Origin of the sequence: Rheinheimera sp. (assembly GCF_030690345.1) — a bacterium.
Classification (GTDB): domain Bacteria; phylum Pseudomonadota; class Gammaproteobacteria; order Enterobacterales; family Alteromonadaceae; genus Alishewanella.
Genome location: NZ_JAUYGV010000006.1, coordinates 1 through 14,449, shown reverse-complemented (window position 1 = coordinate 14,449; position 14,449 = coordinate 1). Strand labels below are relative to the sequence as shown.

At 52.5% G+C, this 14,449-nt stretch carries 14 protein-coding genes and 1 rRNA gene; 11 read left to right on the top strand and 4 right to left on the bottom strand.

The genetic code is table 11. From position 1 onward, the window contains the following. Together Q8O77_RS04880 and cyaY are read right to left on the bottom strand one after the other, a co-directional pair. Entirely contained in the window at nucleotides 1–681 is a 681-nt protein-coding gene (locus Q8O77_RS04880; protein ID WP_305551724.1) for an alpha/beta hydrolase, read from the bottom strand. Between the two features lie 26 nt (nucleotides 682–707). Next, the gene (cyaY, locus tag Q8O77_RS04875) at nucleotides 708–1,025 is read right to left on the bottom strand and encodes an iron donor protein CyaY (protein ID WP_305551723.1); all 318 of its coding nucleotides are present in this window, start codon (nucleotides 1,023–1,025) and stop codon (nucleotides 708–710) included. A 71-nt stretch (nucleotides 1,026–1,096) separates the two neighbouring features. On the opposite strand from cyaY, the gene Q8O77_RS20045 reads away from it, so the two are divergent. The 5 genes from Q8O77_RS20045 to xerC are packed head-to-tail and all read left to right on the top strand — an operon-like array spanning nucleotide 1,097 to nucleotide 4,955. After that, entirely contained in the window at nucleotides 1,097–1,285 is a 189-nt protein-coding gene (locus Q8O77_RS20045; RefSeq protein ID WP_371133444.1) for a lipoprotein, read from the top strand. Beyond that, the gene (lysA, locus tag Q8O77_RS04870) at nucleotides 1,272–2,528 is read left to right on the top strand and encodes a diaminopimelate decarboxylase (protein ID WP_305551722.1); all 1,257 of its coding nucleotides are present in this window, start codon (nucleotides 1,272–1,274) and stop codon (nucleotides 2,526–2,528) included. The genes Q8O77_RS20045 and lysA overlap by 14 nt, the downstream gene beginning before the upstream one ends. Before the next feature lie 12 nt (nucleotides 2,529–2,540). After that, nucleotides 2,541–3,371 (top strand): diaminopimelate epimerase, encoded by an 831-nt coding sequence (gene dapF, locus Q8O77_RS04865; protein WP_305551721.1) that lies wholly within the window; start codon nucleotides 2,541–2,543, stop codon nucleotides 3,369–3,371. After that, nucleotides 3,368–4,024, top strand: a complete 657-nt coding sequence (locus Q8O77_RS04860) for a DUF484 family protein (protein WP_305551720.1) — start codon at nucleotides 3,368–3,370, stop codon at nucleotides 4,022–4,024. The genes dapF and Q8O77_RS04860 overlap by 4 nt, the downstream gene beginning before the upstream one ends. Next, nucleotides 4,011–4,955, top strand: a complete 945-nt coding sequence (xerC, locus tag Q8O77_RS04855; protein WP_371133443.1) for a tyrosine recombinase XerC — start codon at nucleotides 4,011–4,013, stop codon at nucleotides 4,953–4,955. The genes Q8O77_RS04860 and xerC overlap by 14 nt, the downstream gene beginning before the upstream one ends. Before the next feature lie 256 nt (nucleotides 4,956–5,211). Here xerC and Q8O77_RS04850 read toward each other — a convergent pair whose 3' ends face one another. After that, entirely contained in the window at nucleotides 5,212–5,658 is a 447-nt protein-coding gene (locus Q8O77_RS04850; protein ID WP_305551719.1) for a DoxX family protein, read from the bottom strand. A gap of 159 nt (nucleotides 5,659–5,817) precedes the next feature. Between Q8O77_RS04850 and Q8O77_RS04845 the strand changes: the two genes are divergently transcribed. The 6 genes from Q8O77_RS04845 (at nucleotide 5,818) to Q8O77_RS04820 (ending at nucleotide 13,992) form a co-directional block, all read left to right on the top strand. After that, on the top strand, nucleotides 5,818–6,732 hold the full coding sequence (locus tag Q8O77_RS04845) for a LysR family transcriptional regulator (protein ID WP_305551718.1): 915 nt from the start codon (nucleotides 5,818–5,820) through the stop codon (nucleotides 6,730–6,732). Nucleotides 6,733–6,737: 5 nt separating this feature from the next. Further along, on the top strand, nucleotides 6,738–7,436 hold the full coding sequence (locus Q8O77_RS04840; protein WP_305551717.1) for an HAD-IA family hydrolase: 699 nt from the start codon (nucleotides 6,738–6,740) through the stop codon (nucleotides 7,434–7,436). A 59-nt stretch (nucleotides 7,437–7,495) separates the two neighbouring features. Beyond that, nucleotides 7,496–8,749, top strand: coding sequence for a multidrug effflux MFS transporter (locus Q8O77_RS04835; protein ID WP_305551716.1), 1,254 nt, complete (start codon nucleotides 7,496–7,498; stop codon nucleotides 8,747–8,749). 83 nt (nucleotides 8,750–8,832) lie between these two features. After that, the gene (uvrD, locus tag Q8O77_RS04830; RefSeq protein WP_305551715.1) at nucleotides 8,833–11,004 is read left to right on the top strand and encodes a DNA helicase II; all 2,172 of its coding nucleotides are present in this window, start codon (nucleotides 8,833–8,835) and stop codon (nucleotides 11,002–11,004) included. After that, nucleotides 11,005–13,080, top strand: a complete 2,076-nt coding sequence (locus Q8O77_RS04825) for a tRNA(Met) cytidine acetyltransferase TmcA (RefSeq protein WP_305551714.1) — start codon at nucleotides 11,005–11,007, stop codon at nucleotides 13,078–13,080. It begins immediately after the preceding gene. Between the two features lie 99 nt (nucleotides 13,081–13,179). Then, entirely contained in the window at nucleotides 13,180–13,992 is an 813-nt protein-coding gene (locus tag Q8O77_RS04820; protein WP_305551713.1) for a hypothetical protein, read from the top strand. 322 nt (nucleotides 13,993–14,314) lie between these two features. Here Q8O77_RS04820 and rrf read toward each other — a convergent pair. Continuing rightward, nucleotides 14,315–14,429 (bottom strand): 5S ribosomal RNA (gene rrf / locus Q8O77_RS04815). Between the last annotated feature and the right edge of the window lie 20 nt (nucleotides 14,430–14,449).

Here is a 14,449-nt window from a genome sequence, read left to right as displayed (position 1 = left end):
TTAGTTGGTTACCTGAGTCAATAAACGCCGCTGGATAAAGCTGCTGATATCAGCCACTTCCTGGGCGCAAACACTATGTTGCATGCGGTAGTCGTGCCAGCTGACATTAAAACCGGCGTTTTTCAGCGTGTGGTACGCTTGCTGGCCGGCCGCCATCGGCACCACCGGATCCTGGCTGCCGTGCGCTACCAACACCGGCGTGGCCTTATTAATATTGTTGCTTTCGTCTTTTAACTTATCCGGTGCACACATATAGGTAGACAACGCCATTACCCCGGCCAGTTTATACGGCAAACGCGGCAGTAAATGCAGCGCTATAACGCCGCCCTGGCTAAAGCCGGCCAGAATAATGCGCTCGCTGCTGATGCCGTCGCTAATCAGTTTATCCAACAGCTGTTGCACTGCCGCGGCAGATTCCCGCACCCCGGCTTCGTCGGCGCGGTTGGTTAAATCCATGGTTTTAATATCGTACCAGGCCCGCATCCGCATGCCGCCATTTACCGTTACCGGCCGCTCGGGCGCGTGCGGAAATAAAAACCGGATGCCGGCGTCTGCCGGTAAGCGCAGTTCAGGCACTATAGGCGCAAAACCATGGCCGGAGTCGCCAAGGCCATGTAACCACACCACGGCGGCGCGGCTGTCGCCTTGCGCCTTAACATCAACAAAAGGAAGTAACGCCATTACAAATCCTAAAAAAACAGCAGCGCCTAAGGCGCTAAATTAAGCGCTTTACCCGCCTGCCTGGCGGCAGCATCGTTCAGCAGTTGCCAGAACTCGGTACCACTGCGGTTATCTATCCACTTGTCGCCGCGCAACTCAAAATGGTGACCGTTAAATTTGGTGGCCAACCATAACTGCTGCAGCGGCGGCTGCTTATTAATAATAATTTTGCTGCCATCAGCAAAGCTGATGCTGAGCAAACTGCCGTGTGACTCATAATCCAGGTCGGCATCGGCATTTTCTACTGCCAGCTCTACCGCCAGCATAATACTGTCGGTTAATTCTTCATATTCCAGATCATTCATCTGCTTCACCTGTTTGCTTTTATCGCTAAGGATGCGATTATAGAACGCAACCACCATAAAAAAATAACATCATGCACGCTTTTACAACCCGAGGTCCGCTGTTAACTGTTACTGCCGTCATTTTGCTGTGCAGCTTACTGAGTGCGTGTGGTCAAAAAGGCCCGCTTACCTTACCACAACCGGCACCGGAAGTGGCAGAGCCACAGCAAAACAACGCTAATCCAACCCAACAACCGGATGAACAACGTGGACCATTTTAATTATCAGCACAACCGCCTGTTTGCGGAACAACAACCGCTTAGCGACATTGCCAACCAATTCGGCACCCCTTGCTATGTGTACTCGCGCGCTACCGTAGAGCGGCATTATCAGGCCTTTGCCAGCGCAGCGGCAAAACACCCGCACAGCCTGGTGTGCTATGCGGTAAAAGCCAACAGCAACCTGGCGATACTCAACCTGCTGGCCAAGCTGGGCAGTGGCTTTGACATTGTATCCGGCGGAGAGTTGCGCCGTGTTATTGCTGCCGGTGGCGATGCAAAAAAAGTGGTGTTCTCCGGTGTGGCAAAAACGGCAGATGATATGCGCTTTGCGCTGCAGCTGGGCATTAAGTGCTTTAATGTCGAATCGGTGGCCGAGCTGGAACGGCTGCAACAGGTAGCCAGCAGCCTGGATAAAAAGGCCGCGGTATCGATTCGGGTAAACCCGGACATCGACGCCAAAACCCATCCGTATATTTCTACCGGCTTAAAAGCGAATAAGTTTGGCATTGATATTCTGCAGGCGCGCGATATTTACCGGCTGGCTGCCAGCTACAGCCACCTTAATGTGGTGGGCGTAGACTGCCATATCGGCTCACAACTTACTGAAACCCAGCCGTTTTTAGATGCGCTGGAAAAGCTGCTCAAGCTGATTGACGAGCTGGCCGCCGACGGCATCAAGCTAAGCCATATCGATATCGGCGGTGGCCTGGGCGTAACTTACGATAAAGAAACCCCGCCCTCGCCGGCCGATTACATCAGCAAGGTCGTAGCACGGCTGCAAAGTTACCCGCAGCTGGAACTGATTATGGAACCTGGCCGTGCCATTATGGCCAATGCCGGCGTATTACTCACCAAAGTAGAATTTTTAAAGCCGGGCCAGGAGAAAAACTTCGCCATTGTTGATGCTGCCATGAACGACTTAATCCGCCCTGCATTGTACAGCGCCTGGCAGGCAATAGTACCGGTAGAAATAAATACCACGGCCACCGCTGCGGTATATGACATTGTTGGCCCGGTATGCGAAACCGGCGATTTTCTCGGTAAAGACCGCGAATTGGCCATAGCCCAAGGCGATTTACTGGCGGTGCGCTCAGCCGGCGCCTATGGTTTTACCATGAGTTCAAACTACAACAGCCGCCCGCGCGCTGCCGAAGTACTGGTAGATGGCGATAAAGTGCATTTAATCCGCGCCCGTGAACAATGGCAGGATTTATGGCGTGGTGAACAGGTTGTCACCGACTAATTAAGGGCGCTGATGTTGTTACATTTCACAAAAATGCATGGCTTGGGCAACGACTTTATGCTGGTCGATGCGGTAAGCCAAAATGTGTTCTTAACCAAAGAGCAGATTAAAGCGCTGGCCAACCGCCACACCGGTATTGGCTTTGATCAGCTGCTGATGGTAGAACCGCCCTATGATCCTGAGCTGGATTTTCACTACCGCATTTTCAATGCCGACGGCTCGGAAGTAGAGCAATGCGGCAATGGCGCGCGCTGCTTTGCTAAATTTGTCCGCGCCCGTGGCTTAACCAACAAACATAAAATTGGCGTTAGCACCAAATCCGGCAAAATCACCCTCTATGTTGAAACCGACGGCCAGGTAACGGTGAATATGGGTATACCGCAACTGGACCCGGCGCGGGTGCCGTTTAAAGCGCAGAAGCAGGAAATTACCTATATTCTGCGCGCCGAAGAGCACACTATACTCTGCGGGGTGGTATCGATGGGCAACCCGCATGCGGTGGTGGAAGTGGAAGATCTCGACAACGCCCCGGTGCAGTTACAAGGCCCACTGTTTGAACAGCACGAGCGCTTTCCGGAGCGTGCCAATATCGGCTTTATGCAGGTATTAAACCCGGGCCATATTAAACTGCGGGTGTGGGAGCGCGGTGCCGGTGAAACCCAAGCCTGCGGCACCGGCGCTTGTGCGGCTGTGGTAGTGGGCCAGTTACAAAAGAAATTACAACAGCAGGTACGGGTAGATTTACCCGGTGGCAGCCTGCACATTCGCTGGAATGGCCCGGGCCAACCGCTAAAAATGACCGGCCCGGCAGAACATGTTTACGACGGACAAATATTGCTATGAACGATAGCCTGAGCAAGGACAAAGACCTGCTGGCCGCCCATGTGGTATACGACTATTTGCAGGACCACCCGGAATTTTTTCAGCAGTATCCGCAACTGCTGGCCAATCTGCGCTTGCCGCATCAGCAACGCGGCAGCGTGTCGCTGGTAGAACGCCAGCTGGAGCTGCAGCGCGAGAAAATACAGGCGCTGGAAGACGACATTACGCGGTTAATGTCGGTAGCACGGCAAAACGAGCAAATTTTTCTGGCGTTTAATCAGCTACAAGCCCAACTGTACCAGGCGGCTAGTTTGCAGGACGCGCAGCACAGCCTGCAACAATTTACCGCCGCCATGCCCAATGTGCAGGAATGCCGCTTACTGCGGTTTGACGACGCCCAAAGCAGCAGCCCGTTTCAGCTGTTGCTGTCGCGCCGGCTGAATCAGCATGGCGTGTACCTGGGCCGGCTGAACAAAGAGGAGCAGCAAGGTTTATTTGCCGGCCATATTCACTCGGTGGCGCTGGTGTTAATCAGCGACAAACAGCAACCGCTGGCACTGCTGGCCTTTGGCAGCGAGCAGGATGATCACTTCCAGCCGGCGATGGATAAGCTGTTTATCAGCCATTTAGCCAGCATTTTAGCTCAGTTGTTACCGGGTTATGACGCTGCCTGACACCCCGTTAGCGCCGCAGTGGCAACAGCCGCTGCAGGCGTTTTTACAGTATCTGCAGTTTGAGCGCGGCTACAGCAGCAAAACCTTAGACAGCTATCAGCGTCAGTTGCGACAACTGGCGTCAGGCGTGGCGGAGACTGATGCCGACAGCCACTGGCTTAACGTGACAGAAGATCAATTAAAACAACACATTATAGGCCTGCGCCGCAGCGGCGCCAAACCGCGTACCATAGCGTTAAAGGTGGCGGCGCTGCGCAGTTTTTTCCGCTATCTGCAGGCGCAGGCTAAGCGCACAGACAACCCGGCGCAGTATTTATCGGTACCCAAGGCCGCGCGCAGCCTGCCAAAAAACCTCAATGTTGATCAGCTTAACCATCTGCTGAGCTTTGACAGCAAAGACGATATTCTTGCCTGTCGCGACAAAGCCATGCTGGAGCTGTTTTACTCATCCGGTTTGCGGTTGGAAGAACTGGTCAATGCCGAAGTCAGCGATATCGACTGGCAACAGCAACTGCTGCGCGTTACCGGTAAGGGCAGTAAGCAACGTATAGTGCCGGTGGGGAAAATCGCGCTGGCAGCATTAAAAGACTGGCTAAAGCAGCGACCGGCTTTTACAGCAAAGCTGCCGGAAGAAGATGCCAATGCGTTGTTTATCAGCAAACAGCATAAACGCATAAGTAGCCGCCATGTGCGCGAACGGGTGCAACTGTGGGCCAAACAGCAGGGCTTAAACCAGCATGTACATCCGCATATGCTGCGCCACTCATTCGCCAGCCATATGCTGGAGTCCAGCCAGGATTTACGTGCCGTGCAGGAACTGTTGGGCCACGCCAACCTTAGCACCACTCAGGTCTATACCCATCTGGATTTCGCCCACCTGGCTAAGGTATACGATAACGCCCATCCAAGAGCAAAGAAGAAATCCAACTAACAACATCTTGCTATGCCTCCTGCACGGGAACCGGTTTGCCCACACCAACACGCCGTGAATATGTCCCTATAGGCTCGATTACAAACTTCATCCATGAAGTTTGCCCGGTGGGCCAGCGGTGCTGTTCAAATTCGTTCCATACGAATTTGTCAGCATCCATGCCTTCAACGGTTGGTTTAGGGCAAGCCGATTCCCTTGTTTAGCTCTCCAATAAAAACGCCCGGCAAAAGCGGGCGTTTTTCTTTGTTACTTAGTCTTAGTTAAAGCGCTTGGCCAGCAGGTTATCCAGCGAGGCTTTACCGGCGCCGCTAAACAACAGTGAGACGCTGGCAGCCAATAAGGCTAAACCGAATTCGTAGCCGTTATTGCTCATAAACAGGCCGTTAGGCAGGTGCACTGCCACTATTGCTACCACCATGGCGATGCTTAGTGCCAGGGCAGCAGGCCGGGTTAACAGGCCCAGTACCAGGGCGATACCGCCGAAAAACTCTGCCGCACCGGCTAAAAACGCCATAACAATGCCTGGTGATAAACCTATGCTGTCCATCCAGCCACCGGTACCTTCCAGGCCGTAGCCGCCAAACCAGCCAAACAGCTTTTGCGCACCGTGTGCAGCAAAGATAATACCCACCGGTACCCGCAGCGCCAGAGCTGCTACACCGGCATTTGAAGTTAAAATTTTCTGTACGATTGAAGTAGCCATAGTTTCACCTGCCAAATTATTTAAAGTTAAGTTTACTGCCGCTCGACAGCACACTTTGCGTCGATGTAGTCACTATAGCCGGATAATTTTTGCGGCAAAAGCGCAATGTTTTGACTACACTATTCAAAATATTTGAATTTAGCCTGAAATGAGCCTGCCATGCATAACGTACTGAGTTTAGACGCTTTAAGAGCACTGGATGCGATAGAGCGCAAAGGTAGTTTTGCCGCCGCCGCTGAAGCGCTGTACAAGGTGCCTTCAGCACTGAGTTACACCATTGCCAAGCTGGAGTCTGATTTAGGCGTAGCCTTATTTGACCGCAGCAAACAGCGGGCACAGTTAACCCCGGCGGGGCAGTTGCTGCTGGAACAGGGCCGTACCTTGTTGCATGCCGCTAACCAGCTGCAAAATGCGGTAAAACAGCTGGATACCGGCTGGGAAACACAACTGATGATTGCCAAAGACAGCATAATTCCGAATGCGCCGCTGCTGGATGTGATTGGTCAGTTTTTGCAACTGGGCAAAATTACTCAGGTATTGGTAAAAGAAGAGGTGATGGCCGGTGGCTGGGAAGCGCTGCAAACCGGTCGGGCCGATATTGCAGTTGGTGTATCCGGCGATTTACCCAAGGGCCAGTTTAATTTGCTGCCGCTGGGTGAAGCTGAATTTGTGTTTGCCGTAGCGCCGCATCACCAATTGGCAGCGTTAGATCGGATTGTCGGCATCGAAGATGTACAACAGTTTGCCGCCATTGTTGTCGCCGACTCGGCACTGGACGCGCCCAAGCGCTCGTCCGGCTTGTTCGATACCCGGCAGCGCGTTATTGTCAGTAATATGCAGGCAAAAATAGACGCGCAAAAACAAGGCTTGGGGATTGGCTTTGTGCCACGCCACCTGATCAGCGAAGAGCTGGCACGGGGTGAACTGGTCGCCAAAGCCAGCAGCATCCCCAGAGATAAAGTGCCGCTGTATATGGCGTGGCAAAAGCACAGCCAGGGCCAGGCGTTAAGCTGGTTTAGTCAGCAACTGGCGGCGGTAAGCTGGCAGCAGGTGTTTCAGCCAACAACATGGTAGCAACTATGCAATTATTTAAAGCACTAAGCCAGGTTAGCGTATTGTCGTTTGATCTGGACGATACCCTATACGACAACAGCCCGGTATTGGCGGCCGCTGAAGCCGCCATGCTTAGCGCTCTGGTGCAGCATGCGCCGCTAACGCAGGACACTGACAGCGAATTCTGGTGGCAGCAACGCCGCCTGCTGGCACAAGCCACCCCTGATATCCGCCATGATATCGGCCGCTGGCGCTTGCTGGGTATTGAAGCCGGCTTAACCTCATTGGGTCTGGCACAATGTGAAGCCGGCGAAATTGCTGAACTGGCCTACAACGCGTTTCTGGCCGAACGCACCCGCATTAGCCTGACGCCGGAAGTAACACAGCTGCTGTCGGCTCTGGCACAGCGCTATAAGCTGATTGCCATTACCAATGGTAACGCCTGTATTAATAAAATGGGTATCGGCGGGTTATTCGAATTCAGCCTGCAGGCCGGACCCGATGGCCGGATGAAACCCTATGCCGATTTATTTCTCACCGCAGCTGCGCGTTTACAGGTAGCGCCTGCGCAGATACTGCATATTGGTGACAGCCACCGCGCCGATGTGATGGGTGCGCTAAGCGCCGGTTGTCAGGCTGCCTGGCTGGATCATTATCAAACTGCCATTGCGGTATTGCCACATATCCGGCTGACTGATGTGCAGCAATTATCTGCGCTGCTGTGATGTAACAAGCCAAACTATTCCCGCCTGCTGCAGGCAGTTTTAAACAAGGAATGCTGTAAATGTCTGATTATTCCACCCACGCGCCGCAGTCGCGTATTTCCACCGGTGAATTTACCTTACTGGTGGCGCTTATGATGTCTATTGTTGCCATCTCTATTGATGCCTTATTGCCGGCACTGGATGCTATTCGTGCTGACATTGCGATGAGCCACCCGAATCAGGCGCAGTTGGTGGTCAGTGCTTTATTTTTCGGGATGGCGATAGGTCAGCTGATTTGCGGCCCGTTGTCAGACGCTACCGGCCGCAAGAAAGTGCTGAACGGTGGCATAGCGCTGTTTTTAGTGGGCACAGTGATATGTTATTTCGCTAATGACATCAACACCTTGCTATTGGGTCGTTTTATTCAGGGTTTAGGGGTTTCCGGCCCCTATGTTTCGGCTATTTCTATCGTACGGGATAAATACTCCGGCAATGATATGGCGCGTATTATGTCGCTGGTGATGATGATTTTCGTTATGGTGCCGGCTTTAGCACCCAGCCTGGGGCAGGCCGTGTTATGGGTTGGCTCATGGCGTGATATTTTTCTGCTTTATGTGTTCTATGCGCTGTTAATCGTGGTGTGGATTTTTTGCCGCCTGGAAGAAACCTTGCCCAAACCGCATCGTATTCCGATGAGCAAAAAAGGCTTTAGCGAGGGCTTTAAAGAAGTTATCCGTAATGTACCCACTGTCTGCTACATGATTTGTATGGGATTGTTTTTCGGCAGCTTTATTGGCTACCTGAATTCGTCGCAACAAATTTTTCAGGACTTATTTAAAACAGGCGAGCTGTTCACCCTGTACTTTGGCTTGCTGGCGATTGTGTTTGGCGCAGCCTCGTTAGTGAACTCGCGTCTGGTGCAAAAATGGGGTATGCAGCAATTATCCCACAGCGCTGTGCTGGGCATTATTGTTAGCTCAGCACTGTTTTTAGTGCTGCATTTAGTTATTGAAATACAGCTATGGATGTTTTTACTCTACGCTGCGGTGCTGTTTTTTTGTTTTGGTCTGGTGTTTGGTAATATCAACGCGATGGCGATGGAGCCTATGGGACATGTGGCTGGCATAGCTGCCGCTATTATTGGTTCTGTGTCATCCATTATGTCGCTGTGCATAGGCACAGTAATAGGCCAGATGTATAACGGCAGCCTTATTCCGGTGACTGCAGGCTTTTTCATTTTTGGCTGTATCAGTATGGCGATTTTAACCTTTGCCAATACCTATAAAGCAAAACATCAACAGCAACAACAGCATGCAGCGCCATCATTTGACTAACTGGTTATATATCCACTAACTGCGCTTGGCGTGCACAGCCAGGCTGCTATAATGGCCGCCATTGTGCTTAGCGAGACTTTCTGATGGATGTATCTTACCTGCTGGACGGGCTGAACGATAAACAACGCGATGCGGTGGCAGCATCACCGCAACATATGCTGGTACTGGCCGGGGCCGGTAGTGGCAAAACCCGCGTGCTGGTGCATCGCTTAGCCTGGTTAATGCAGGTAGAACGGGTAGCGCCTTACAGCTTGCTGGCGGTAACTTTCACCAATAAAGCCTCGCAGGAAATGCGCAGCCGGATTGAAAGCACCATAGGCGTGAGTTTAAACAACCTGTGGATGGGTACCTTTCATGGTTTGTCGCACCGTATGCTGCGCGCGCACTACCAGGAAGCCGGTTTACCGCAGGGCTTTCAAATCATCGACAGCGACGATCAGTACCGGCTGGTTAAGCGGGTATTAAAAGCGCTGAACCTGGACGAAAAGCACTGGCCACCAAAGCAAATTCAGTGGTTTATTAATGCCCGCAAAGATGACGGCCTACGCCCGGGCATGATCGACGCCGCCGGCGATTTCAGTCTGCAGCAGATGGTAAAAATTTATGCCGCTTATCAGGATATGTGCGACCGCGCCGGTTTAGTCGACTTTGCCGAAATACTGCTGCGCAGCTTTGAGCTGTTAAAACAGAACAGTGAAGTACGCGGCCATTATCAGCAGCGTTTTCGCCATATCCTGGTAGACGAGTTTCAGGATACCAACGCCATTCAATACCAATGGCTGCGTCTGCTAGCCGGCAGCACGGCCAAAGTGATGATTGTTGGTGACGATGACCAGTCCATATACGGCTGGCGCGGTGCCAGGGTTGAGAATATCCAAACCTTCTTAAAAGACTTCCCGGACGTTGACACCGTGCGGCTGGAGCAAAACTACCGCTCTACCGAAACCATTTTAAAAGCCGCTAATGCCGTTATTGCCAATAACACTGACCGGCTGGGTAAAGACTTATGGACCGACGGCGCTCAGGGCGAAGTGATCTCCCTGTACACCGCCTTTAACGAGCTGGATGAAGCGCGCTTTATTGTCGGCCGCATCCGCGATTGGCACAAACAGGGCGATCGCTTAAGCGAAGCCGCCATTTTATACCGCAACAATGCCCAGTCGCGGGTACTGGAAGAAGCATTAATTCAGGAAGGCCTGCACTACCGTATTTACGGCGGCCTGCGCTTTTATGAGCGCCAGGAAATTAAAGATGCACTGGCCTACCTGCGCCTGCTGCATAACCGCCAGGATGACGCCGCACTGGAGCGCGTTATTAATACCCCGGTGCGAGGCATTGGCGATACCACGTTAAATAAAGTACGTGAACACTCCCGCGCCCAGCAGCAAACACTGTGGCAAAGCCTGCAGCAGATGCTGGCGCAAAAGCTGCTTACCGGCCGCGCCGCCTCTGCTATCGATAACTTTATGCAGTTAATTGAACAATTAGATACTCAGGTGGCAGAGTTACCGCTGCATGAGCAAGCCGAACATGCGATTAAGCAGTCCGGTTTATATGCCATGTATCAGGCGGAAAAAGGCGAGAAAGCCGAAACGCGGATTGAGAACTTAAACGAGCTGATTACCGCTTGCCAGAATTTTGATGAGCGTCGCGCTGAAGATATGACACCGCTGGCGGCGTTTTTATCGCAAGCTGCGCTGGAAGCCGGTGAGTACCAGGCCGAAGAGCACTCGGATGCGGTGCAGTTGATGACATTGCACAGCGCTAAAGGGCTGGAATTTCCGCTGGTGTTTATTTGCGGCCTGGAAGAAGGCATGTTCCCCAGCCAGCAAAGTGGCGACGACCCGACCCGGTTAGAAGAAGAGCGCCGCTTGTGTTATGTCGGTATGACACGGGCAATGAAAAAGCTGTATTTAACCCATGCCGAAAGCCGTCGCTTATATGGCCAGGAGCAATACCACAAACCGTCACGCTTTATCCGTGAAATTCCGGCTGAATATGTAGAAGAAATCCGCCTGACCACTCAGGTTAGCCGGCCCACCCAATTTAACCGCTTTGGCAGCGCCGCCTCGCACGTCGCCTTTGAAAATACCGGCTTTAAATTGGGCCAGCGGGTGTTGCACGATAAATTCGGCGAAGGTACCGTGCTTAACTATGAAGGCACCGGCAGCCAATCGCGGATTCAGGTGAATTTCGACGATCTGGGCAGCAAGTGGCTGGTCACGGCCTATGCCCGGTTGCAGGCGGTTGGTTAAATGCCGGTAACTGCGCTGCTGGCTCAGTTACAACAGTGGCAACAACAGGCCGCGCAGTTGCATATCCGTTTGCCGGTTGTTTGGCAGGGCACAGCAGAGGCGCTGCTGGCGCACACTACGGCCTTACTCAGCACTATTAGCTACCACAAGCTATATTGGCTTGGCGCTGAAGCGCCTGCCGATGCCGTTAACTTAACCGGCAAGCAAAACTATCAGCTGCTGGGCAGTGAATGCGATATTTTGGTGATCAATGCGTTCAGCGGCTTTAACGCCGATCTGGTGGCAGCTTCTGCCGGCTGTGTTAAAGCTGGCGGCATCTGGTTGCTGCTCTGCCCGCCCTTTGCAAAGTGGCAACAGCAGGCTAATCCGGCACATAAAAGCCTGTTACCTTACCCGGTGGATGCCGCCAACCATCAGGGCCATTTCGTCGCGTTTTGGCTATTGCAGTTAGCGCAACAAAACAGCGTGATTATCGACGGCGAACAGATCAGCCGCCAACTTAACTGGCCAGCCGCTGCGCCGCTTACCTTTGTTGCCGCACCTTATATCAGCACAGAGCAGCAAACTGCGGTTGAGAGCATCTTGCATGTGGTCAGTGGCCACCGGCGCAGGCCGTTAGTCGTGGCTGCCGACCGTGGCCGTGGCAAATCAGCCGCCCTGGGTATTGCTGCTGCACAGCTGGCAACCACAGGTAAGCAAATTATACTTACCGCGCCTTCACCACAGGCGGCGCAAACCGCTTTGCAGCATTTTCAACAACTGACAGAGGCCCCACTGCATAACCACCTGCAGTTTGTGCCTTTTGATCAACTGCTACGCGCCGATAGCAATGCCGATTTACTGCTGGTAGACGAAGCTGCGGCTATACCAACACCGGTGCTGCAGCAGCTGCTGGCTCGCTTTAGCCGTATAGTATTTGCCACTACCGAACATGGCTATGAAGGCACAGGCCGCGGCTTTCAGCTACGGTTTCAGCAACACCTTAGTGCACAGTGCCCGGGCTGGAAAAAACTGCAGCTGCAACAACCGGTGCGCTACCGGGCAGGTGATCCGCTGGAGCAACTGATTTTTGCCGCCTTCTTGCTGCAACAGCCGGCCAGCGACGCGCTATATGATGCCGGGGCTGCCGTTAATGTCAGTCGCTACAGCGGCGCAGACTGGCTTAGCACACCACTAAAACTGCAACAGGTATTCCATCTGCTAAGCCAGGCGCATTACCAAACTCAGGTTAAAGATTTAGCTGCATTACTGGATAACCCACAGCTGCAGGTTATGACGCTGGAACAGGACGAACAGGTACTGGCTTGCGCACTGATCAGCAGTGAAGGTCAGCTGCCGGCAGCGCTTGCGACAGCCGTTTATCACGGCGAGCGCCGTGTTCAGGGGCACTTGCTGGCACAAAGCCTGGCCTTTCATTCAGCGCGGCCGGAACTGGCCGCTTTACCGCTATGGCGGGTAATGCGTATTAGCGTACACCCTGGATTGCAACGCCGGCAACTGGGCAATCAATTACTCAGCCATATCAAACAGGGGGCACAGCAGGCCGGCATCAGTTATCTGGGCAGCAGCTTTGGCGTAACAACCGGCTTATTGCAATTTTGGCAGCAAGCGGGCTACGTCGCAGTGCGCTTAGGCAGCAGCAGCGATAAAGCCAGCGCCGAATACTCTATACTGATGTTGCAAGCTGTTACCGCCTCAGCTGAAGTTTGCCACAACCTACAGCAGAGTTTCAGCGCCACCTTATACAGCAATCTTTCATTACTGTATCCGCAGTTAAACGCCGAATTGGCCATAGCGCTGGCAACACCGACGCAGCAGACAGCGTTCAGTGATACTGAGCTGGAGCAGCTGCAATTGTTTAGCGAAGGTAAGCGGCCGTTCGAGTTAGTCAGTCATCTGCTGTTAAGCTGGTTTAACTTACATTACCGCCGGCTGCCGGCTGAGCTTAGCCAGGTACTTTGTGCGCTGTTCTGGCAGCGACGCAGTTGGCCGGAGATACTGCAACAAACCGGCCAGCACAGTAAGAAAAGCTGCCTCGATTGGATTGCAGCACAGCTGACAGCAATCGGGCTTTAACGCAGCTGGCCGCGGCTTTAACTGTTCACACCAGTATTCACTTTCCTTTTTTGCTCAGTCAGGCTAAGGTGCCGCCAACATTTTCCGGATGCAATTTATATGTTAACTGTTCTCCCGTTTCTTAGCGTACTTTCGGCCGTACCGGCCATAGCCAACAGCTATTCAACATCGGAAAAGCGCACACTGCAATCAGCTGTGAGCAGCGCCTTGCATTCTACTGCCGTAAGTCAATATTACCTGCAATGTAAAGAGCTGCCGGTTGAAGGCGAGCCGGCAGTTTCAATGACAGATAAGCAATATCACCGACTGCAAGCCTTGCTACAAGAAAAGGTACATAGTAGTGATGTAGAAAAACTGCTGCAGGCAGATGTAAAATTAACGCACAACGTCAGACGAGGTATTACTCCACCAACAGATTGTAGTGACAGTAAAGCCTACCTGGCACTGCTGGATAATTACGAGTTGGCGTTGTTTTCATTAGAGATTGCCATGCCATTATCGAAGCCGATAGCAAATGCCGCGGCAGCAAGAAATCGCCAGGCTTCGGCACAGCGCAGTGAATTAAATCAGTTGATTGCACGCAGTAATAGCATTGCTCTGGTCAGCGTCAGTGACAAAAAATTACTAAGCCCGGTGCAGCAAGCCAATTTTTTGCACCCGGATTACCAGGGCCGTTACATCTTTAAAGTAGAGCAAGGCTGGAATAACAGCCTGCCAAACTACCTGGGTATGCACGTCTTTATTGCTGAAACCGAATTAAGCAAAACTGCAAAGCAATGGCTGATTTTTCTGGATAAGAACAATCACTTTATTAAAGCTGTCGCACTGGACAAAGCAGGCGCATATTTAACCGCGCTGCAAGATGCGCACTGGCGCTTTGATGTGCACGGTAACCTGCACCGCAATAAGTAATAGTTACTGCAAAACCAGCCCGCTTAATGCGGGCTTTTTATTGTCTGCTATTTACATAAATCGGCAGATGTTTGGTAGTGGAGTACTGGCGGTGAACTACTTTGCTCACCCACTTCGCATAGCGACAAAGGTGTCAGGAACACCTTTGGACGTTGCAACGCAACGGTCCGTAGGGACGAAACACAGGAGGTGTTTCGCAATGCTACACGCGCAGCGCTGTAGCTGGTGTGCGATAGTAATGCGCCGCCAGGATGGCCTGCCCCGAGGCGCTTCAACGCAAAAAGGCCTACCGGTGAGGGTAGGCCTTTTGCTTGAATTGGGAGCCTGGCGGTGAACTACTCTCGCATAGCGAATGCTACACTACCATCGTCGCAGCTGCGTTTCACTTCTGAGTTCGGAATGGGATCAGGTGGTTCCACAGCGCTATTGCCACCAGGCAAAAACTTGTTGTTGTTCT